Origin of the sequence: Methylobacter sp. BBA5.1, assembly GCF_000746145.1 — a bacterium.
Lineage (GTDB): Bacteria > Pseudomonadota > Gammaproteobacteria > Methylococcales > Methylomonadaceae > Methylobacter > Methylobacter marinus.
Genome location: NZ_KN050816.1, coordinates 71155 through 92389 on the forward strand (window position 1 = coordinate 71155; position 21235 = coordinate 92389).

The 21235-nt window shown below is 53.9% G+C and carries 25 protein-coding genes; 13 read left to right on the top strand and 12 right to left on the bottom strand.

Going from position 1 to position 21235, the window contains the following annotated elements; genetic code table 11:
- Positions 1–6: 6 nt before the first annotated feature.
- The 3 genes from EK22_RS22200 (at position 7) to EK22_RS22210 (ending at position 2059) form a co-directional block, all read left to right on the top strand.
- Entirely contained in the window at positions 7–783 is a 777-nt protein-coding gene (locus tag EK22_RS22200; protein ID WP_036254567.1) for a 4Fe4S-binding leucine-rich repeat protein, read from the top strand.
- A gap of 2 nt (positions 784–785) precedes the next feature.
- Positions 786–1757, top strand: a complete 972-nt coding sequence (locus tag EK22_RS22205) for a hypothetical protein (RefSeq protein ID WP_051962032.1) — start codon at positions 786–788, stop codon at positions 1755–1757.
- Between the two features lie 83 nt (positions 1758–1840).
- Positions 1841–2059 carry a Nif11-like leader peptide family natural product precursor gene (locus tag EK22_RS22210; protein ID WP_020159944.1) on the top strand — a complete coding sequence of 73 codons (219 nt, stop codon included), beginning with the start codon at positions 1841–1843 and terminating at the stop codon, positions 2057–2059.
- A 28-nt stretch (positions 2060–2087) separates the two neighbouring features.
- Here EK22_RS22210 and EK22_RS22215 read toward each other — a convergent pair whose 3' ends face one another.
- From EK22_RS22215 to EK22_RS22240, 6 genes are all read right to left on the bottom strand, one after another.
- On the bottom strand, positions 2088–2372 hold the full coding sequence (locus EK22_RS22215) for a hypothetical protein (RefSeq protein ID WP_036254569.1): 285 nt from the start codon (positions 2370–2372) through the stop codon (positions 2088–2090).
- Positions 2373–2926: 554 nt separating this feature from the next.
- Positions 2927–3532, bottom strand: coding sequence for a hypothetical protein (locus EK22_RS22220; RefSeq protein WP_036254571.1), 606 nt, complete (start codon positions 3530–3532; stop codon positions 2927–2929).
- Positions 3533–3805: 273 nt separating this feature from the next.
- Entirely contained in the window at positions 3806–4150 is a 345-nt protein-coding gene (locus EK22_RS22225; RefSeq protein ID WP_036254679.1) for a YceK/YidQ family lipoprotein, read from the bottom strand.
- A 547-nt stretch (positions 4151–4697) separates the two neighbouring features.
- The gene (locus EK22_RS22230; RefSeq protein ID WP_036254573.1) at positions 4698–5753 is read right to left on the bottom strand and encodes a hypothetical protein; all 1056 of its coding nucleotides are present in this window, start codon (positions 5751–5753) and stop codon (positions 4698–4700) included.
- Positions 5754–5962: 209 nt separating this feature from the next.
- Positions 5963–6625: a helix-turn-helix transcriptional regulator gene (locus EK22_RS22235; protein WP_152565199.1), complete on the bottom strand. Its 663-nt coding sequence runs from the start codon at positions 6623–6625 to the stop codon at positions 5963–5965.
- A gap of 197 nt (positions 6626–6822) precedes the next feature.
- Positions 6823–8181, bottom strand: a complete 1359-nt coding sequence (locus tag EK22_RS22240; RefSeq protein WP_036254577.1) for an HD-GYP domain-containing protein — start codon at positions 8179–8181, stop codon at positions 6823–6825.
- A gap of 564 nt (positions 8182–8745) precedes the next feature.
- Here EK22_RS22240 and EK22_RS22250 point away from each other — a divergent pair.
- Complete coding sequence (locus tag EK22_RS22250) at positions 8746–9534, top strand: OBAP family protein (protein WP_036254581.1); 789 nt, start codon at positions 8746–8748, stop codon at positions 9532–9534.
- A gap of 490 nt (positions 9535–10024) precedes the next feature.
- Here the strand turns inward: EK22_RS22250 and EK22_RS22255 are convergent, their stop codons facing one another.
- Positions 10025–10891, bottom strand: coding sequence for a hypothetical protein (locus EK22_RS22255; RefSeq protein ID WP_235209477.1), 867 nt, complete (start codon positions 10889–10891; stop codon positions 10025–10027).
- A gap of 143 nt (positions 10892–11034) precedes the next feature.
- Between EK22_RS22255 and EK22_RS22260 the strand changes: the two genes are divergently transcribed.
- Genes EK22_RS22260 through EK22_RS22280 form a run of 5 tightly spaced genes read left to right on the top strand, consistent with a single transcriptional unit; the run spans position 11035 to position 12846 of the window.
- On the top strand, positions 11035–11280 hold the full coding sequence (locus tag EK22_RS22260) for an AbrB/MazE/SpoVT family DNA-binding domain-containing protein (RefSeq protein ID WP_036254583.1): 246 nt from the start codon (positions 11035–11037) through the stop codon (positions 11278–11280).
- Entirely contained in the window at positions 11265–11690 is a 426-nt protein-coding gene (locus tag EK22_RS22265; protein WP_020159930.1) for a type II toxin-antitoxin system VapC family toxin, read from the top strand. Before EK22_RS22260 ends, EK22_RS22265 begins: the two co-directional genes overlap by 16 nt.
- A gap of 1 nt (position 11691) precedes the next feature.
- Positions 11692–11919: a hypothetical protein gene (locus tag EK22_RS22270; RefSeq protein ID WP_036254585.1), complete on the top strand. Its 228-nt coding sequence runs from the start codon at positions 11692–11694 to the stop codon at positions 11917–11919.
- Positions 11909–12607: an adenosylcobinamide amidohydrolase gene (locus EK22_RS23390; protein ID WP_051962033.1), complete on the top strand. Its 699-nt coding sequence runs from the start codon at positions 11909–11911 to the stop codon at positions 12605–12607. The genes EK22_RS22270 and EK22_RS23390 overlap by 11 nt, the downstream gene beginning before the upstream one ends.
- A 50-nt stretch (positions 12608–12657) precedes the next feature.
- Positions 12658–12846 carry a hypothetical protein gene (locus EK22_RS22280; protein WP_036254588.1) on the top strand — a complete coding sequence of 63 codons (189 nt, stop codon included), beginning with the start codon at positions 12658–12660 and terminating at the stop codon, positions 12844–12846.
- Positions 12847–12974: 128 nt separating this feature from the next.
- On the opposite strand, the gene EK22_RS25395 is transcribed toward EK22_RS22280, so the two are convergent.
- Entirely contained in the window at positions 12975–13235 is a 261-nt protein-coding gene (locus tag EK22_RS25395; protein ID WP_369798246.1) for a VIT1/CCC1 transporter family protein, read from the bottom strand.
- A gap of 98 nt (positions 13236–13333) precedes the next feature.
- Positions 13334–14020 carry a cytochrome b/b6 domain-containing protein gene (locus EK22_RS22290; protein ID WP_036254591.1) on the bottom strand — a complete coding sequence of 229 codons (687 nt, stop codon included), beginning with the start codon at positions 14018–14020 and terminating at the stop codon, positions 13334–13336.
- A gap of 103 nt (positions 14021–14123) precedes the next feature.
- Here EK22_RS22290 and EK22_RS22295 point away from each other — a divergent pair, with 103 nt between their 5' ends.
- Positions 14124–14654 (top strand): helix-turn-helix transcriptional regulator, encoded by a 531-nt coding sequence (locus EK22_RS22295; protein ID WP_020159924.1) that lies wholly within the window; start codon positions 14124–14126, stop codon positions 14652–14654.
- Between the two features lie 423 nt (positions 14655–15077).
- Here EK22_RS22295 and EK22_RS22300 read toward each other — a convergent pair whose 3' ends face one another.
- Together EK22_RS22300 and EK22_RS22310 are read right to left on the bottom strand one after the other, a co-directional pair.
- On the bottom strand, positions 15078–15245 hold the full coding sequence (locus EK22_RS22300) for a replication initiation protein (RefSeq protein WP_332248871.1): 168 nt from the start codon (positions 15243–15245) through the stop codon (positions 15078–15080).
- Positions 15246–15865: 620 nt separating this feature from the next.
- Positions 15866–16534, bottom strand: a complete 669-nt coding sequence (locus tag EK22_RS22310) for a phytanoyl-CoA dioxygenase family protein (protein WP_036254595.1) — start codon at positions 16532–16534, stop codon at positions 15866–15868.
- A 354-nt stretch (positions 16535–16888) separates the two neighbouring features.
- Between EK22_RS22310 and EK22_RS22315 the strand changes: the two genes are divergently transcribed.
- On the top strand, positions 16889–17461 hold the full coding sequence (locus EK22_RS22315) for a hypothetical protein (RefSeq protein ID WP_036254597.1): 573 nt from the start codon (positions 16889–16891) through the stop codon (positions 17459–17461).
- 86 nt (positions 17462–17547) lie between these two features.
- Here the strand turns inward: EK22_RS22315 and EK22_RS22320 are convergent, their stop codons facing one another.
- The gene (locus tag EK22_RS22320; protein WP_051962035.1) at positions 17548–19008 is read right to left on the bottom strand and encodes a sigma-54-dependent transcriptional regulator; all 1461 of its coding nucleotides are present in this window, start codon (positions 19006–19008) and stop codon (positions 17548–17550) included.
- A 179-nt stretch (positions 19009–19187) separates the two neighbouring features.
- Here EK22_RS22320 and EK22_RS22325 point away from each other — a divergent pair, with 179 nt between their 5' ends.
- Both EK22_RS22325 and EK22_RS22330 read left to right on the top strand, forming a co-directional pair.
- On the top strand, positions 19188–19847 hold the full coding sequence (locus tag EK22_RS22325; protein WP_036254686.1) for a PspA/IM30 family protein: 660 nt from the start codon (positions 19188–19190) through the stop codon (positions 19845–19847).
- Between the two features lie 13 nt (positions 19848–19860).
- Positions 19861–21180: a hypothetical protein gene (locus EK22_RS22330; RefSeq protein ID WP_036254598.1), complete on the top strand. Its 1320-nt coding sequence runs from the start codon at positions 19861–19863 to the stop codon at positions 21178–21180.
- Positions 21181–21235 lie beyond the last annotated feature (55 nt).

Here is a 21235-nt window from a genome sequence, read left to right on the forward strand (position 1 = left end):
CCGCCTATGTCCGACCGCGATACTCCCGTCACGCTTCCGATCGCTGATTGCAGCCTGTGCCCCTTCCGCGGCAAAACGCTGCTCAGGGGCCGCTGCATGCCCGGAGATACCTGCGTGCTTGCCCAGAGCGGCCGGCAGATCGACCGTTTTTTCAGGGTAAACCCCATTTATGCCGAACATTATCTGCACGACAGATTCTGGGAGCGGCGCGCCATCGCCGTGCGCTATGCACCGCAAAAATCACTGGTCGAACTGATCCATGACGAAGACGAAGTCGTCAGGCGCGCGGTGGCCTATCGCCTGCCCGTCACCCAACTGCACCAGCTGATCGACGACCCGGACCGGGAAGTCAGGATGACCGTCGCCGACCGCATCGCGCCCGAGGACCTGGAAAAAATGGCCGAGGACCGGGACTATATCGTCCGGCTGACCATCGCCAAAAGACTGCCGCAGGGCCGCCTGTTCCGTTTTATCCGCGATCGAGACCTGCAAGTGCGCAAAATCGTCGCCGAACGTCTGCCCGAAGTCAGCCTGGGGCTGATGGCGAACGACGAAGCTCCGGATGTCCGGCGCATCGTCGCAGAGCGCATGAGCCCCGCCGATGCCGTTATCCTGCTCGAAGATCCCGACTGGGTCGTGCGCTACACGGCTGCCCAGCGCGTGACCCCGGAAGCATTGACCGGCCTGCTGAACGATCCGGAGCCGGACGTCCGGGAGGCCGCGCAACAACGACTAAACCAGTATTCCCAGGCTGCGTGTGGGAATAAGAAACCGGAAGTTTAAGCATGTCCAAGCAACCCCTGCACTTCGACAAACCACAACTGGATGGGCAGCAGCTTGCGAAAATCTGCAAAACCACCCTGCCCGACGACGAATTCCTGCTGGCCAAAATCCAGGAGCTGATACCCGATTATCCGGTACGCCTGGCAACGACCGGCGAAGAATGGTACCGCCTGGGCGGCATCGTCGACATCACCGGCAAGCGCATTGCCGCCAACCTGATCGAATGGGCCGAGCGCACCTTCATCGAATGCGGCCGGGACCTGCAAACCCTGATTGATCACACGCTGGCACAAAACCTGATCGCCACCCGGCAGACCGGCAACACCCTGTACGTCGTCATCCAGACCGGAAGCAAAGCCGAGGATTTCATCCAGCTGGAAATCGACAAGACGTACGAAGTATCCGACCGGTTGCTGGTCAGCCCGCGCAAGCCGCCGGAAGATCTGGAAGAATTTATTGATCCTTTGGAGCCTGAATGGCTGCAGACATTCAGCATTGGTACGGCCCGTTACACTTATCGACGTAAAACCGACGTGCCGGTTTTCATGGATGAAATCAATAAATACCACACCGACGAACACCCGGCCCAGCGTTTCATGCACGACTGGAACCGCAGCAGCGCCGGCCAAAAAGCCGTGTTTTCCGACGACTGGATCATCCGCCCGCGCCAGACTACCGGCCGCTTCGGCGAGCAGATCATCAGCGTGGAAATCTTCAACACCCAGAACAAGAACATCCCCCGGCTGGACGATGTCGCGGGCAAGAAAGGCAATGCTCTCAACAACACGTTAAAGCGCTTCGACCGACAAGCCGGCTACCCGTTTGCCTGGTTCTTTCACATGCTGAAAGGCCAACTGGTCTCCCCTCGCACCGGCATCGCCGTGTTCCAGGACATCAGCGGCGATTTCGCCTATCTGCCCGCGCGCGATGCCGCCGTGCTCAAAGACTGGATAGAGATGCCTTATAGCGTATAGGCCGGGCTGGAAACAGGAACGATTTTTTATACCGAGTGCTTGCCAGCACTCACAATCATCATCTTCAATAGGAGAAAAACACAATGGCAATTGCAGACATCAAAGCATTTTCAGAAAAGGCGAAAGCTGACCCTGAATTAAAGGACAAGTTACTTGCCTGCATGAAACTGAAGGAAATCCTCAACCTGGCCAAAGAATACGGCTTCGAACTGGATGAAGTGGAACTGTATCCACCCAACGAGCCGCAATTCACGGAAGACCAGCTTTCCGAAAGAATGTGCAAGGCCTTGCTCAGGGTTTAAACGGCAACGGGGCGGCCACTCGGCCGCCCTATCTCCACATCATTCCAAGAAACCGCCATAGTTTGGCGAGCACCGTCAACACCAGGTTTTCTTTAAGAAAGAAACCGAGAATGCCCACCGCAATAGTGAACAGCACCACAAAGCCGAATGGCAGAGGCGGCGCGTATATGCCCAAGGCGTTAAAGCCGGCCAGTGCGCCCCAGACCAGAACACCCGTCATAAAAGCCACGACGCCACTCAGATAAGAAACAGCCAACCGGTCAAATAAACGGGTCGATGAGGCCTCAGGATGAGTTTTACGTTTATCTCGCATCCGCGCGTCTCTCAAAAACAAACAAAGGCAAAACCCATGATAGCGGGAATGACGCTTTAGCGGAACCCGGCATTACAACGTTGAAAGACTCGATTTGAATCCCTGTCCGATGTCGGGCATGTTTTTTATCCCGTTTGGCGCATGCTGCCGGAAAGGCAAACCCGTAGGGTACGCAGTGCGTACCAGACTGTGAAAGAATTAGTGAAAAGCGTCATAAAAAGCCTTATTCACCACGAAGATCACGAAGGACACGAAGAAAAAATAAAATTAATCAATAACTTAAAACTTCGTGTGCTTCGTGTCCTTCGTGGTTAAATCTTTTAAATTGAATACTTTCACAGTCTCGTACCTGTGTTCGAGGCCTGTGATGCACGGGCAGTGTTCTAAAAATAACTTCCTGAAACTGGAATCTTGCATGGGATATGCCGGCCAAAAGCAGGCGCTCCAGGCGGCGCAGCGAAGCGCATCGCCCACGAACGATGCGCCTCCTGGCGTCGGCACATCCTATGTTTAAACAGGGACATTATTGACGACCAAATCCTTGATACATCAGCCTACGGATGCGAAACCGAAACAATCACCGCATTGCCTAAAGAATAAGATAACCGTGGCGTATTGATTTCCTTAAGGGTGATATGCCCTGCATTAAAATCCTGCCCTGTAAAGGTTGTAGCCTGCACGCTGGTATCGGTATCCGCTCCGCAACAGGCGATTGCACGGACATGCCCAATGGCGATTTCAGCATTTCGCGTATCGATGGCTTTGGTCCGCACGGAAATATAAGCGTCGGCTGTATCGCTGAAGGCTATGGCTGAACCACCAATGCTGACTCCGGTTGTGTCCGCGCTGGAAACACCTGTCCCTTCGGCAAATGCCAGGCCATCGGCCTGCGCGACTGAAACGCCCTTGCCCGCGGTTTGCCAGATGCCTCGCCGGTCGGCAGAGGTCATGACATCCGTTTTTGCCGCCGCATGCGTTAGCCCCGAGGCAAAGGCGTTGGTCATCATCGTTGATGAAACAGCGCCAGCGGTAACAAAATCCAGCATGGCTTCATTGAGAATGACCGGAGAGAGGAAATCGGGAAGGGAAACCGGTGTTTCGGCGTATGCGGAGGAACTTGCGGAAATAAAGGCTAACAATATGGCCCAGGCTTTTCTCATGATGACTCTCCCAATAACATTAATTTTATGTAATTATTCAGCGCACTCAAGCAGGGAAATCAGCTCTGACTGTTAGTCATCAATGCCGGCTGTTTTGTTCAAATCATCACGCGCGGATTCCGCGTTTGCATACTGCCCGCCTCTCTGATTTCAGTGGTTTTATCAGGTCGCGTCGGATAAGGGAGGGTCCGTCAATTTATGACGGGTAAATTGCAGGTGTGAATTTATTTATGCTCTCTGGATACTTGTGCCCCAGAGCATGTGGCGCATGCCCTATTCGGCGTCCAGGTCCTCAGGCTGGTCCGGCGGTTCGTCCGCCTCCTCGAATGCCTCGGGATTGTAGATGCGGTACACATCATAGGGCGCCACAAGCGTATCGAAGACGATCGAGAAAGGCAGGTCGACGATCAGCATGGATGCTATCAATCCCTGAATCCATCCCGGCTCCGACCGCTTCCCGGTAAAGATTTCGCCCGTTTCTTTCAGGTCCTGCTGAACGCCGGGATAGGCTGTCCATTCCTGGCCGGAGATTTCATCCCTCGCGCGTATGCTTGAGCAACCGGATAAAAAAATGCTCAGGACTACCGCCACAACCCATCTTCCAACATTGGATTTCATCGCTTTTTTCCTTTCAACCAATCGAGGTGATACCCTTGCGGACCAGCCAAACTTACAGCGTAAGTCGACCGGAATCAGGCCATCCGGAACATAGGACTCAGTCAATTTAATCATGACGGGTAAATTGTAGGTGCGAATTCATTTATGCCCTTCAGGGTATTCGCACTATATGAATACTCTGCAAATTTTACTCGTCAGAACAAGGCTGACTAATTACTATCCCGAGGCGCGACCAGCGGCTGTCCTGAACCAGGGCACGATTATCTGTTTTATGAGACCGGTCAGTCACGGTGTCAGTTCGATGCGATCCATTAAAAATTGAGCGATGTCATGGTGAATGTGAAATTTCAGGCCGGGAGTTCCATCTGATAAAGCCCGGCAGGGGCGGCTTCGAAAAGCTGGATTTGCCAACCCGGCGCTATTCAAGCCGAACACCAAAGCACTTCCAAAAGAAAACCCTCGCCTGGAAAAATCCGGGCGAGGGTCGATTGGGTGCGCTCCGTTCAAGGCGGATTGCTAACGCGAATCCGCCTTACGGTTTGAAAGGTTACTGCCCGGAACTTGAAAATGACATGGACGTTGAGGATGTAGTCGGATTTGTGGATGCTTCGGGCGTTTCAGGTACCGGACAGTCGACCTGGTGCTCGACATCCACATGCACGCCATAAAAATTGTTGGCGTTCACAGTAATGCTGCCTGTCTGCCCTTCGGCGATCGTCTTCCATTGGAACAGGCCGGGGGCTGGATTGCCGCTCGGTGCGGTCGCGTAATCCTGAACCTTGATATTATTATCGTATACAGAGCCGAATTCATTCTCACCTGCGGGATTAAGCGCGAATCGCCAGCCTTCATTGAGGGTGATCGTAATAGTTACAAGCCCCCCCGCATTAGGCTCGGAGAACTGAACGGTGCCCGCCTCCATGGTCTGGCCGGCAAATAACGTGACTGTTTTAGCAACGCCTTCATACGACGTGTAAGTCGCCCAGTTGCCTTTGGGCGTATATCTGGCCCCGGCAGCCCAGGCGGTTTCATCTTCAAAACATTCCGTCTCCTGGCCAACCGGGTTCCAGCAGAAGGTCAGATTGCTCAGCCCAGCCGGATTCCCGCTTTCGTTCACCGGAGATGTTAGGCCGGAATCGCTGTTCTTTTGCGGGTCATACACGTAGACATTGGCGTCATTGCCGCCCTTTACAATCGCCGCGCCAACACCGTCCGGATTCGCGGTAAAGGCAACCGAAGTGCCATCGGTAACAGTCACATCGATCGCATTGCTATCGCAGCCCGGATTTCCGCTGACGTCAGTGAAGGTAGCATCGAACGTGTCACTTGTCTCACTATAGTTAGCTCTGGCGCTACTACAACTGTAGTAATTGACGTTGCCAAAAAAAGCGTCGCCTACACCCTCGCAAGTCCGGTTACCTCCGTTGTTTAACTCTCCTGCTCTGTCTGGAAAAATAATGTATGGCGTAATGCCTCCGTCGGATATCCTGGCACTTGCAGTACCTTCTTGCGGTTCAGCAGCCATAGCTCCGCTGCCGAGCCCCAGCGCCAAAATGGATGTCATGGCTGTCATAGCCAGTCTGGTGTGTTTTACCTCTTTCATCTTTCCTCCAAAAGCCTTGGTTTGGAACAATCCCTGTCAATTCAATTACTCAAAGGCCGCGGCAAGCGGGACGAAGAGACAGGCACGACACTCAAACCCTTCATATCCCGCCCCCCACGGGCCAGCCGTCAGATTATTAATAAGCGAGCGCAGTTTATCGGCTGACGCTAACGCCGCGCATCCTTCAAATGGAGGAGAAATTCATCGGTCTATGCCCGCATGAACAAATAAATCAGCCGCAACAGATCGGATTGCCCCCGCGTGGCGGTTTTGGCGAACACGCTGCTCAGCTGGCTGCGCGCGGTGCTGATCGCGACGCGCCAATGGGCGCAGTAATCGTTGAGCGTCAAACCATCCGACAGCGCACGGCAGATCCGGGCTTCGGCATGCGTCAGATTGAATTGCTCGGTGAAAAAATGCCATTGCCTGGCATGATAATGATTCGGGTCCCGCAGCGTGACCCTATACCGGGCCACAGGCATATTCGGAAGTGAGGACTCGGGCAGGCGAAAGCAGGTCAGCAGCAGCCTGTCCCGGTCCTGCTCGCCGGACAGCAGCAGGATAAGCGGTCCCGGTTCGGTCTCTTCCCCGTTTACGAAAGCCGCGAAGCGGGCAGCATTATGCGAAGGCGGCAGGCTGAATTTCGGCTGCAACATGAACGGTATGCTGGAACGCCTGATAATTTGATCCGCTTGCGAGGTGACATACATGACCCGCCTTCTATTATCCAGCAACAGCACGGCATCATCCGCGCGCTCCAGGCACGAATGGCAATGCGCGGTTGAAAAGGTCTTGTACAAATCGTTAGCGGCTCGGTCCGCAATCCGGCGCGGCAACTCACGGCGTTCGGCTTTGAACGTGGAAATAGTCACTCCAAAGTCTCCTATAGTGCTATGGGTACTGCCATTTCCCGCTATGGAAATGCCCTGTTTCTTGCACAGTCCGAAGAGTACCAGAAAGCAAAGATGCAGAATGTCGGTGGCAGCGGATATTAAAACAAAAGCCGACAGCCGATCAGAAAACATGATGATCAATTGATTGCTATCAACCCGCCTCTCACGAATAATGCCTAGGCATCCCTGACGCCGGCTCCGATGGCGGTAGCCAGAAAATACCGGGCGATGCGGCGCCTTAGCATCGCCTCCAGCCGGTACGCATCAAGACCGCTCACTTCCTGATAAAGACCGGGCGCGATGGTCGCGAAAACCTGCACCAACCGCGGATCGAAGTGACTGCCGCTGTCCCGTTCGAGTCTGGCGATGGCATCGAGCACCGGCCACGGTTCCTTGTAAGCGCGTTTGGTAGTCAAGGCATCGAACACATCCGCGATGGCGAATATCCGCGCATTCAGGGGGATTGCCTCGCCTCGGAGTCCTTGCGGATAACCGCTGCCGTCGTATCGCTCATGGTGAAATTCAACCACATCCCTCGCCCCCTCCAGCCAGCTCGATTTGCTTAGAATCTCCACGCCCAGCGGCACGTGGGTTTTCATGATCTCGAACTCTTCCGGCGTCAGTTTGCCGGGTTTGAGCAGGATGGGGTCGCGGATGCCGATCTTGCCGACATCGTGCAGCAACGCGCCTGTGATCAGGTCGTGAATTTGTTCTCGGGAGAGCCCGATCGCCTCACCCAGTCGCAACGCATACAACGTTACCCGGTAGTTATGGCTGTTGGTAGCGGAGTCGCGCTCGGCAACGGCACAACCGAGCACGCTTATCAGCTCCAGGTTGCCCTTTAGCAGATCGCCGGACAGTTTGATCAGCCCCCGGTTGAGTGTCAGCACAATCGGATACATCAGTAGCGTCGTAAAGGTGATGCCGAGGGTGACAAACACCAATCTGCGGCCCAGATCTTCCATGATCGAATCCCGGGTCTCGCGGTCGACCTGATAAACCCCCTCGAAATAACCGGCCAGCGAATCCCGTGCATCACGCAAAGGCACCAGGATGACCAGCAGCAATTCACCACGGATGTAATGAAACTCGTGGGAAAATTCACCCACCTTTGGAAAGCGGTGGCGATAGCGATTGATGTCCTGTTCGGCAAGCTCATGTCCCGGCCTGATGATTTCCAGCCTGAGCTGTTTATTGCGGTCATACAGCTCGACAACCAGAAAATGCTGATTGACCAGTTGCCGCGCCAGATCCATCAACTGTTGGTAAGCCGCGGAGTCGAGCCGATCCAGATTGTGCGCGGACTCACCGTTGAATATCGCCGATTCCCTGAGCGCGAGTTCGTGGACGGACTGCTTGATACGTTCGAGTTCCAGCCACAGGAACAGACCGCCGATCACCAGGCTGAGCGACAGCCATCCGAGAAACAGCCGAACCAGGATTTTCCGATGGATGAACCGGCTTGTGGCCAGCACGGCTTCCGAGTCGGCCATGGCTTGATTGCCCTTGCTCACTCTGATTTTCGAATCGCTCATACCGCCGTCCTGACCGCCGAATGCCGGATGTTTTATACCGCCGGTGCCAGACTGCGCCGCTTCGCGGAACGGGCATCCGCCATTATCGTTACTATTGGCCAGGTTTCAGTCATCATTGCCTACCTCTTACCGCCTTACATAAGGCCGGATTGAAATTGTCGGGAAGCGGGCACTGGCGGCAGGGAAATGCCCGCCCGCTCCAGCATGCATAGTGCCGATTTAAAGAATTTTTGGCTGGCATCCAACAGGCGTCAAGCTTCATTGTACGCGGTGTGGTTGCCGACGCCAGCAGGTTTTTTGCGCAAAATCAGCTCGGCATCCGGCCGAGGCGCCTTCTTTGCGAGGCGGAACTTGCATGAACGAAGCCTATCCAACGGCTCAAACAGCTAAAAGCCGCTGATAATAGAATCCAACCAGCCGCAACGCTGGGCAAGGGCCGGAAATGCTCGCCTCAACCGGTTACGAGACCGTTAATTTCTGTCCTTGCCGTATCCGCCAGCCAGACGGCCGTTCAGCCCAGCCCGGACTGACGGCCAATTGCGCACATAGGAAGAGGAGAAATCGATGATACCAAAGCTTCATTCCGCTTCTCGCATGACCCTTACCCTCATCACCGCCAGCCTGCTGGGAGCCTGTAGTTCGTCGGCCAACCCGCCCCTGGTTCCGCTCGGCGAGGAAAAAAAGACCAAAACCGAAGTACTCGAGGCGGGGGCCGCGATGTTACAGACCGACTCGCCTTTAGAGCCCATGAACATCTATCTGGATGGTTTCCATGCCTCCAAGGAAGATCCGGCGCATCAAATGGAGGCTCATCATTTCTGCCGCCAGGTTAATCAGGATTTCGCCCAGTGCGTCCTGTTCGACGGCAATACCCGGCAGGCAAACCTGATCGGCATTGAATATATTATTTCAGAAGCGCTGTTCGAGTCCCTGCCCGAAAAAGAGAAAAAATACTGGCACCCGCATAATTACGAGATCCTGTCCGGGCAACTCGTAGCGCCCGGCATTCCCGGCGCGGCCGAAATGGAGCTGATGGAAGGCAAAATGAACAGTTACGGCAAGACCTGGCATGTCTGGAACTCTGCCCCGTTTGGCGCAACCGGCGACCGGATGCCGCTGGGCGAACCGACACTGGAATGGTCGTTCAACCGGGACGGCGAGGATATGCCCGGCCTGGTCGATCAGCGGGATCAAAGGATGGGGATCAGCACTAGCGAGAAACGCCGTCAGCGTGCTGAATTGAAAGCGCTGGCCAAGCCGCAGTCCGGCGTTGATGCGCTGAAAGGCAAATTTCCACGACCTACACGCGACCTTCCCGGTGTCGTGGATAAAAAGGCCGCGAGGCTGAAATAGCCTCATCTCACTATTCAAATGCTATACGCAATAGTAAGGAGCAATCACCCTTACCTGAAAGCAACGACTGTTGTGAAAATTGAGTTTTGTTATTAATGCCCATACTTCGAGAAAGCGTTTCGGGTCGAATTAATTCGACCCTACAGTTTACCGTCGCGCTGGCGATACTTTATTAAACCCGTCGCAATTCAACTGATGCGTAATATCAGTGACTTAATCCGGATGTAAAAAATCGGCTTCAACGTGAGCTATATCGACTGACCGGAGCCGACCCAAACTCGACGGCCGGGCCGAAGCAGCGAACGATAGTTACTGCACTATAGCGGCCTTCTAAATCTGGTATTCAGGAAAGGCAAAGTCTGCTTAGTAATGAGCATGGAATAAATCAGAAAATTGTAGGTGCGAATTTATTCGCACTATGCGCACGGCGTGTCAAGGCCAGCATGTCAGCATTGCCTCGGGTCGAACAGCCCTTTGGAGCACAAGTACTTTAAAGGGCACAAGTGAATTCGACACTACCAATGCCGAAGGCAATGATTTGCGTAACATCAGTGGTATAAATTAGGGGCATATGATTGGTACCGTTTTGGTATTCAATTGACGCCGTTCCGGTATCAGACGACTGCCGCCCCACGCCTTTAAAGATGAAGTAGCGGAAGGTCAGAAACAGCGCCGCCCCCATGCCGCCGAGAATGTACAGCGTCTTATCGCCGGTGCCCATGCCCCCATAGCGCATCGAGATGATCAGCGCCCCGACGATCATGACCATGGGCGCGAAGTCCAGATACCGGACCCCGATCTCGTGGTGCATTTCCCTAACCCTGCGCTTGTCGATGATGCGCTCCTTGCCCGACTCGTCCAGCATGTCATGGATCGCCTGCGGCACGCCGCCCGATTGCTTGACGACGCGGGAAATGTACAGCTCCGGCGACTCGATCAAAATGCCCTTGGCCTCGATGTACTTCCTGACGATCTCGCGGATCACGTCCGGCGGCAAGGGCTTGACGGGGACCTCCCTCATTTTCCACCACAGCTTGCGCACGCGGATCTTTTTCTCGGAGGCGCAGCCGGCTACCTGCGCATGGTCGAAAATGATCAGCCAGAAGGCCATTTGCGTCGGCGACAGCAAGCCGGGATGATCGCTTGCGTCAAGTCGCGCATGCTCATGCGGTTGACGCGGTTCCTGATCGCCTGCCAGTCGATTGCCGCCGGCGGCGTGCCGTGGTATTCCGCCGGCAGATCCTGCTCTTTCGGGCCGGCATACCTGCTTGTAGCGCTGCGTCCTGGCCAGCACGTCCACCTTGGCGGTCAGGGCGTCCTCGTCGTTGAGCTTGCCCCACCCCGCGATTCTTTTCATAAGTATCTTTTTGAAAACACAAAAATCAAGTTTTGTTATAACAAAAATAAAATTATGCAACAACAGGAACGATCGCTTAAAACTTTACTTGACCTACAAAGAAGTATTACTATTCAGGTATTACCAACTAACCGGAAATCGCAATGCGCGTCACCAGCAAGGGCCAAGTCACCATTCCCCAGAATGTCCGGGAAAGCATGGGCATCCAGCCTGCCGAAACCGAGATCGAGTTCCTTCAGGACGAAAACGGGCGCTGGTATATCGCCAAGGCCCAGTCCCGCCGCAAGAAAGCCAGCCGCTTCCGCACCGCCCACCATAAAGCCAAGCCGACCATGAGCACCGACGAAATCATGGCCTTGACGCGGGGCGAGTCATGGCCGTCGTCCTGATCGACAGCTGCGTGGTCACCGACCTGGCCGCCCCGGACAGCGCCTGGTTCGAATGGAGCGCCTCGACGCTGGAAAGGCTGGACCGGGACAACACGCTGGTCATCAACCCGATCGTCTACGCCGAGAGCTCGGTCGGCTTTGAGCGCATCGAAGAGGTGGAGGCCCTGTTCGAGCATCTGGGCTTCGCCATGCGGCCCCTGCCCCGGGAGGCGCTGTTCCTGGCCGGCAAGGCCTTCTTGCAGTACCGCCGGCGCCAGGGCCGGAAAGGCAACGTGCTGCCCGATTTCTTCATCGGCGCCCATGCCGCCGTGGCCGGCTACCGGCTGGTCTCGCGCGACAATGGCCGCTTCAGCACTTACTTCCCGAGCGTGGACCTGATCCTGCCCGAGTCAACCGACGGGCTGAACTGACGTGAACCTGAAGGAAGCTGAACTACTGTTTCAAGCGGGTGCTCTGGAGGTTCCCGTTATCAAGCAACACGATGCCGGCGAAGGCTGGACCGTCACGCTGGCCGGCAGGCACAAGCTTAACCCCGTACTGGAGACCGCGCGCGGCCAAGTGCGGATATTTAAGCGCCTGGATGCGGCGGTGGGGGTGCTGTTCGAGACTGGCTTCAGCGAGGCCCGGATTGCCCGATAAGAGCATTATTTTTCCGCCGCAGATAGGCTTTGATCAAACAGCGCGTCATGTTCACCTGGCGTTCGGCAGGCCATTCAACGCACTGAGTTGCGCAGTCTTGAATGGCGGCTTCCAGACATTGGATCACATCGTCAATCTGAAAGTGCCCAAAGCGGCTTGTACCGATGAAGAGCCGGCGATGACGCTGGCCCGCTATTGCCTTCAGCAAGGCTGGCAAGGCACGGCGGCGGGCATGATGACCGCGGCCTCGATGAAATCGCTGCGCATCCGGCAGCGCAGGATGGAAGGCGTCGATGTCATGGCGTTGGTCACTACCGGCCTATCCAACGCCCGACGGGCCGGCGATCCGGCGGAGTGGCGAACGCTGCAGCCGGTTTGCCTGGACCACGATACCATCAATATCATGCTGGTCAGCACCGCCCGGTTTACGCCTTCCGCCATGGTCGAAGCCATCATGATCGCCACCGAAGCCAAGGCCGCGGCCTTGCAAAACGCTGCCATCAAAAGCGCTGTCTCCCATGCCATTGCCACGGGCACCGGTACCGATGCCATAATCATGGCCTGCCCGGAAGCAGGACAGCCTCGCATTGAATTTTGCGGCAAGCACGTACTCATGGGCGAGGTCATCGGTCAATTAGTGATCGAGGCTGTGACGGATTCGATCCGCTGGGAATTGGCAGCCACATGATCTATCCTATTGCCATCAAGCAACCCGGATAATTGTTCAGTAAAAAGCCCATGTACCGTATCACAACCCAGCTCAGCGAAGTGTTCAACTGCACCGTTCCGGAACTGGAAACCAAAGGCATCCTTGCCAAGTTCAAAGCCTGGCTGAAACGGCATCCGGAATTAAAGGTTTGCCATGATATCCGCCATGGGGAAGGGATAAATGGCGATATTGCCGACAGGTTCTTTGCATATTATTAAAGCCGTAGGGCGAACTGAGCTCTGCTTTTCTAAGTTGACTGGCTTATCGACCCTAAGGAGTCATATAACGCAAAATTTCGAGCGTCGGTTTGACGAAACAAAGGCGACTGTCATACCTCTCGTTCAAATCAGCATCCAGTTGCTTGATTGCAAGACTTGACCCCGATCTCTGGTCCTGTCAAGGCATCGTGGGCCATAAGTTGCCCTGCAACCTGCTGAGCAAGTTCCGGTTTGAGTCCCCTGTCGATATAAATGGCCTTTAGTTCATGCACCTCATGATGGTGATTTTCCGCCAGTTCTCGCTCTTCCCGCCTTAGGTCGGCATGGGCGGCAGCGACACCAATCACAAGACTCGATGTTGAGACGATGCCACCGTTGGCGCCCAACACGGCTGCGCGTAACCACCCGATACGATGTGCACGATGTAATTCAGAATGTCTCAAATGAGTTCCTTTCCTTTAGAATTTTAGCATTATGGACAAGGGTATTATTGGTAAGTATTATCGATGTCTTTTTTTCCAGTTAACATGGCTTTAACCAGTTTCTCTTTATCGATGTAACTGGAAGCGACAACACCAAAAATGTGTAAAAACACTAACAATAGCGTCAAATTAGCGAAAATCTCATGTAGCTCTTCCCAATACTCTTCACCTTGCTTATCAGTCTCTTGTTCGTGATCAATAAGCACGGATTCTTCACCTTCATTCTCGTCATCTTCCGCTTTGGCCACGGAAATCAGGCTAGATGCCTGTATTTGTGTCAGGGTTTGTTTTTCGGAGATGGCGAAGGGTCCTTTATTGTCTTCCACGGCGTACAATTTCAAACCCGTCAAGGTAGTTGCAGACAAACTGAATAACAATGCGATCACCATGGCACCGCCAGCGGGGTTATGACCAATATAATGCTGCGGCTTTCGCGTTATCATATTTTTCAAGTACCCAATAATCTTAACCGGGGAATAGACAAAATTACTGAAACGCGCGTACTTTCCACCTACAAAACCCCACAGTATTCGAATGAGTAAATAAGCCCCCACGACATAACCTGCCCACACATGTAGGGACATGAAATCATCTTCAGTAAAATAAGCCGTAAAAAATGCAATCACTAAAGTCCAATGCCCAATACGGATCAATGGCTCCCATACCTTTAAGGTTTTGTTATCATTTGTCATAGTATTTCTCCGGATCAGTTGTCGGTTACAAATTAAGTGAAGTCTAATATTGCGTTAAACTTGCTTTTTTGGCATCCGTCATCCGACGTATAGGCGGTTATTTATGGCATTTATTAACGATAACAAACAGTTTAGCCAATGGGCTACCGCTCTCAGTTTGTTTGTTTTTGTACTGATTACACTTGATTTTCTTGGTGACTATCGGGATGGCGTTCCTTGGACGCATTTGCTCACTGAAGTGCTAATTCTGATGCTTTCTCTGGCGGGTATTGTTTATTTTGGTCGGCTTTATTATCAATTTGCACAATCCAAAATCAATTTGCTGACCCAGGATTTGGCCTTAGCAAATCAACAGGCTCAACAGTGGCGTGAGGCAAATCGTGAGCTTATCGCGGGCTTGGCTGTACAGATTCAAAAGCAGTTTGATAGCTGGCAACTAACCCCAGCTGAAGCGGAAATCGGCATGCTGATGTTAAAAGGCCTCAGCCATAGTGAAATTGCGCATGTGCGCAACGCAAGCGAGCGTACCGTACGCGACCAGGCCCGTGCGATTTACCGGAAATCCGGGGTGACAGGACGCACTGAGCTATCCGCTTTTTTTCTGGAAGATTTGCTACTGCCACGTCAGAAATAGTAAAAATTAACAGTCAATTCATAGTCTACAAAAACAGGTAATTAATACGGTTGAAGTAATTAAGCTCGATGGAGCGTAAAATGAATAAAATTTGTGTCTTTTAATTTCATGACTTCCTCATCCACTACTTCAAAGTTGTAAGCCATCCATTCTCCCACTTAATGAGTGGCCGCTCTCAAAATATGACCAGTCGTTCATGAGAAACTAGTGAGGGTCGGGTCATGGCACATACCTGACCGTTTACCGCAATTACTTCTTAACTTCAGCCAATTTCCTTTTCCGCTCAAGAACCTGGTCAAATGTCTCGCCGGGTTTGGCAAATTCAGCTACAGACGTTCCCGTCAAACGGGCAATCATAGCTGACCTCGTCTCTCCAGCCCTAGCCTGCCGGTTTATTTCTTCCTCAGTCAATTGTTGTCTTGGCTACCGAAAATACGTTACCGTGCGCCCAACCTTGCGTTGACCATAGGCCACCCATAGATTGGAATGTTTGTTGATTTCCTCAATGGCCGGATCGATCACTCGCTTTTTCAAATCCCCTATCCGGCCATATTTATCATTAACCTGGAATTGATTCTTCAGCCATTGCACTAACAATTCATACAAGCGGATCGAATGGACGCTCTCGAACCTGTCGACGTGCTTCAGCCTGTACTTAGGATTTGGTCGTCAATAATGTCCCTGTTTAAACATAGGATGCGCCTCCTGTCGTCGGCACATCCCATGCAAGATTCCAATTTCAGGAAGTCATTTTTAGCCAGATCCTAACCACAGAGGACATAGACGACCCCAGGGACAGGAAATGATCCCGTCATTTCTCTGCATTCACCCCATCCATGGGGATTATGCGGGAGGTAGGTAGAAAACTGCATTGCTCTATTGTTCGCATTGTCCAACATGCTGACCGGGGACCTGAAAATCGTGCGGGTAATTCACGGGCCAGCTACGCCTATCGTCCTGAAAAATGATGCCTGCCGGCAACGCCATCAGACCAATAATTTCAATACCGCACTTCTCCAAATATTGATGCGATCGGGCGCCGACCTGTTTATCCGCAGCAGGCCTTGACCTTGCCGCCGATTTATCCATTTACCCGTTGAACGGCTACGCCTTGTTGATGCCCAATTGAACAGGATTCTTCGCCGTACCGAGAATTATTTCATAGACATGCAGGATTTTGTGCAGCCGCTTGATTGCAGGATTAGAAGCCATTATGCCGACCATGTTATGCCTTCCGGCAATTTGTAGCTTGAATATTCGAAGTGCAATATCCTTCGCGGTATCGAAACAACAGATTTACTCGACGCATGCAATATGTGTGGCCGCATGATTACCGCGCCACCTGCAGCCACCTCGCAATATATCGCTTGCTCCTGACGTACTTTCTCCTGAATTTTATCGTTGCTGAGAATCCCTTGAGTGTGCGAGCCGGGAATGATTTTAAGACATCCGTTTGATACGGTTGCATCGTCCAGATGAATACGCAAGGTGACCATTTGCTGTAGCACATCAATAGGCGGCTGAACATGCCATGCGCCGGATTTCATTGACCATGGCCCCCAGCCATCAGCCTCGAAACGGTCGGACACGGCAACAGTTCTATCCTGGTGCCAGGTAACAAACCAGTTGTGATCCGGAGATTTATCAAAGTAGATAGCTCTTACCATCTCGGGCCGGCCAGACAAATATTGCCCGGCAACAGACAACAGATCAGCGGATTTTGCCAATGACGCCACCTGTGGAACCCGCTGCTCGATTCTGCGAATCCCGCCACGCAGCGGCTCGAGCTTTTGCTGGATCAGCGCGGCGAGAAGTGTTTGCACAATAGCCGGCGCAACCAGATTCTCGCGTACTTCAAAGCCTGATTCATCAAATTTCATATATTTTCCCGACCTTAATTATTGGTCTTTTTTACTGCAGTCATGCCTGCAGAGCTTGAGTTTCACGGAATCCCGGGATAAGCAATTTCGACATGCCGGGTTTATCAATCCTGATTGCCGCGCTATTATACCCAACAGACTATAAGTTATTTTTGAAGGAATATTGATCAGTTCAAGGGCGCCGGATGGTTGCGAATGAATCGTTCTTCAATCGCTGAAAGTCCTGAAAACGTTAACGAAGCGAGGATTTTCAGCCCCGAAGGCATGGATTGCCGCATAACGTTTACCACTTGATTGGGCTCGCATTCCCCCAACAAGCTTGCGCGGCCCCAATCAATAAAGTTTCTGCTGTATATGAAAAAATTGCCAAAAGCCGTCATCATTCTATCTGCGTCAATTGCATTGATTCTGGCAACTTATGCCGTCCTCGCGCAGGTTGATGTCCCTATTGTCACAACCAAGGAAAATGGCAATAAAGTTGTTACCGGAGTCACTATCATCAAGGGCCCGGTAAGCAATACGCTCCCATTGACCGGCGCCTGGATTGAATCGAAAACTGAAAATTCATCACGTAAATTGAATGTTTACAAAGATGGAACGGTATTGATGGATGCGCAACAAAACCAATATCTGGGTTCAATTAAACATTCACTGAGTACGGGAAATAGCTCACTAAGGGTCGGTGTCTGCAGCGAATACAGTGAATTCTCCGGATCTCTCAACCATTCTCGCTCGGGCCTTAGTTCATATGGCCTGGGTGTAGGCCATGGCCAATATTCGGGTTCCGTTACCCACTCGCCGAAAACCGGAAACAGTTCACTCAAGGTGGGTGTTGGCAGCCAATACGGTAATTTCTCCGGCTCTGTCAACCGCTCTCCAGGCAGCGGAGATCATTCTTACGGTATTGGCTGGAAAACGACCTGGTAGTCATGCTGGATGGGTTGAAGCCTTGCTGAAACCCGGCACAGGCAATTCCGAAATGCCGGATTGATCGACCTCGCCTGCCGCGCTGTTCAACCAACAACATATTTCCTGGCCGTACGCCGGTCGAGCCGGGTAATTCTCGCGACGGCTTCGTAGCTGCCGTGCTTTTCATACAGAAACCGGCAATAGTGCCGCAGCAGTTCCTGAGCGCTGGGTTCGGCGCCGCTTTCGGGCAGGCCGAATGCCTGGCCTTCCGCTAATTGATTCTTTTCCGCCATGCTGTAACTGCCGGTCAGGCAGATGCGCCGGATGCACTGCTCCAGCTCCCTGACATTGCCGGGCCAGGCATACTGTTCCGGCACCATGGCGCGGATCCGTGTTTCCATGCGCGCGACCAGCTGGCGGTCGGGATTGTCGATGACCCGCTTCAGCAAGCCGGCGATCAGGGGCGTCAGCTCCGCCGGATTTTCCCGCAAGCGCTGCTGAAGGCCGGGCACGACGATCACGTCCGAACATAGGCGGTAATACAGATCGTCCCTGAACTGCCCTTCCCGGCGCAGTTGCTCGATGTCGCGGTTGGTGGCGCTGATCACGCGCCCGGAAAAACGCAGTTTCTCATGGCTGCCGACCGGGCTGAAGGCGCGGTCCTGTATGACGTTCAGCAGCTTGACCTGGGTCGGGATATCGATATCGCCGATCTCATCGATAAACACCGCCCCGTTGGCGCTGCAGCGCGCGAACACGCCCGGATGGTTTTCAATGGCGCCGGTAAACGCGCCCTTCTTGTGGCCGAACAGCTCCGATTCCAGCAGCGAGGCCGGAAACTGCGCCAGATTGATCGCCTGGAACGAGCGGGTGAAACTTTCCTGAAAACGCCGCCGTTTGAGGTCGAAAGGAATAAACCCGGAACAGCCGATGGCGCGGGCGACCAGGCTTTTGCCGCTGCCGGTCGCGCCCAGCAGCAGCGTGGAAAATTCCTCCATGCGGCCCAGCAGATAGTCCAGATACCAGTGCGGATTGAAGGTGAAGATGTTGTTCCACAGACGCATGCGCAGTTCGACGATGGACGGACAGTCGCCCGAGACCGACGAATTGATGAAATAAAAACCGCGCTGCAGCTGATAAAACAGCGCAATGTACTTCGCGCAGGCCACATCGCCGAAGTCGGCCCGCTGAAAACAACCGATCAGCTCAGCGGCAAACGGCAGTTCCAACGGCTCGTCGCCCGCCCGCTCCTGATCGACGATGAACTGGTTGAAGCGGTCCTGGAATTCATGGAACTGATAAAACAGCCAGGCGTATTCCATGATGTCCCTGACCTTGCCCTGATAGACGGTGATGCGGAAATCGGACAACGGCTGCAGCTGTTGCAGGCGTTCGCGCAGCAGCGGCTGAATTTCTTCAGCGCGTTGGGACAGATCCAGTCCGCCCGGCGCACGGTTCAAAAGCCGCCAATCCGCCAGTTCCCTTTCCTGGCTGAACGGATTGACGAAGGCCAGATCGGCGATTTGCCTGAAGAAATCGCGTTGTTCCGGTAACAGTTTTTTCATGGGTTTCCGCCTGCTGATTTTTTGAGCAATTTTAGTACAGTTTGCATGCAATGAATGTACATTTCTAGCTAATGGTAAGCAACGAATCCAGCTATCTTTTTGATTTCATGGAAAAACAACAACTGGCCCGGCTTTTGCCATAGTGATGCTGAATCTACACTTAACAGAGGATGATCACCATGAACAGTTTTAAACGCCTGTTTGTCTGCATTAAAAGCCAGATCGACCATGTCGCCGATGAATTCGAAAACCATGAAGCCGTGGCCGGTGCCGCGATTGAGGATTTGCGGGCGCTGGCCAGCAAAACCCGGCTGCATCTGCATCGGGTCGGCAAAATGACGGAACACTATCAAAAACAGCTTCTGGTACAGCAGGAACAGGCCCGGCTGTGGTCGGAACGCGCCATAAAGGCCAGGCAGGACGATGAGCAAAAAGCCTTGCAATGCGTCAAGCGCCTGCGTGATACGCAACGGCAGATCGCCGCGTTGGAACAGCAATATCAGGACAGTTCGGCGCAAGAAACGAAAATCCGCGATGACCTGAATGCGATTCAGGAACAGTTGCAGATACTGAAAAACAAAAAGGAAATCCTCTCCGCCCGGCAGAACCGGACCAGCGTCCAGGAAACATTGCTGAACAGACGGGGCACGCCGCTGCAGGAGGCGCGGAGCATCTTCGAGCGCTGGGAGGATTTCGTCGTCAGTTCCGAGTTCGACATGCCGGACCAGATCGAAACCGACCGCTTTGCCGGCGCCTTCGAGCAAGAGGAAGACGAACTGGCCCTGAAAATGATGCTGGACGAACTGACCGGGCTAGACCGGTCCGCAGACAAACCATAGCCGGGAGACGACCATGCCTACCCATGACTACAGCGAATTCGATCTCCAGACGTCCGCGCAACCGGACGAAAAACCGGCCGCCGCCAGCCTGACGGCGAAAATCACCGCCTACCTGCGCTGGACCGGCGCCATCCTGATTGTGCTGTCGGCCATCAGTTTCATGCTGCAGGGCCATGAGGACCTACTGCCGGCCTACCGCTATTGGATCGGCCTGGGACTGACCTTGCTGCTGTGCGCGGGCGGCCTGGTTTGCGCCAGGCTGTTCAAGGAAACCAAGGGCGCCCGGATATTTTTCGGGCTGGGCACGGCGTTCCTGCCGGTTCAGGTCTCCCAGGTCAGCGCCATGATTTACGCCTATTGGCACGGCCAGGCGGCGCTGCAGCCGCAATACCGCTGGCTGCAGTTCACCGACGTCAGTCCGGCGGTGATCGCGCTGGATTTCATCATTACCGCCGGGTTGCTGGTGCTGGTGAGTTACGCCGGCTACGCCATTCTGGCGCGCAGACAGCTTAAGACGTTGCTCTGGGCATCGGTGGCTGGCAATCTCCTGCTGATGCTGCCGATCCGCGATGCCGGCCTGACGGCGCTCATGATTGCGGGCCTGTTCGTGTTCCTGCGGCGAACTGAACAGCGCCTGCACCGCGACAGCCGCATGCGCCTGCCGGAAGGACTGGCGGCCAGAACGCTGGTCAGCCTGCCGTTATGGATCATCATCGGCCGCAGCCTGCTGCATCCCGACTCTTACCTGCTGGCGATCGCGATCTCGGCCATTGTCCTGGTATTCTGTATTTATGACATCAGGCGCTACACGCAATCAGCTTATATCGTTTATGTCTGCCAGTGGCTGGGAACTGTTGCCGCCATCGCCATCTGGCTGATCGTGCTTGACCGGTTTGAGGCACTTTCCGGCAGCCGGCTCAGCGCCCTGCTGCCCGTGGCGGCGATTCTGTTCGTCTTGTCCGGCCGGGTCGAGTTTCATGCCCGGCTGTACCGCTTCGCCAGCTCCGTCATGGCGGTTCTTTTGGCTTACGGCGCCCTGCTGGATCAACAGGCGCTGGCGTCTGTTGCCGCCGTCGCCGCCGGCATCTTTCTGACCGTCGCGGGCATCAGGCATCGCGAAAAAGTGCCGTTTGTCAGCGGCAATCTCTGCGTGGGCGGCGGCATGCTGTTCTATGCGCAGTACGCGGTCGACCTGTACGCGACAGCGCCGTGGATCAGCTCGATCGCTCTGGGCCTGCTGGTGATCCTGCTGGCATCCTATATTGAAAACAGGGAGAAACAGATCATGGCCAAATCCCGTTACTATTTCAACGAGTTGAAAGGCTGGGATTGAGCCGTGGTCACCGGCAAAGCAGCACCAAACCGGCGCGGCCTTGCCGGTTTGGCGG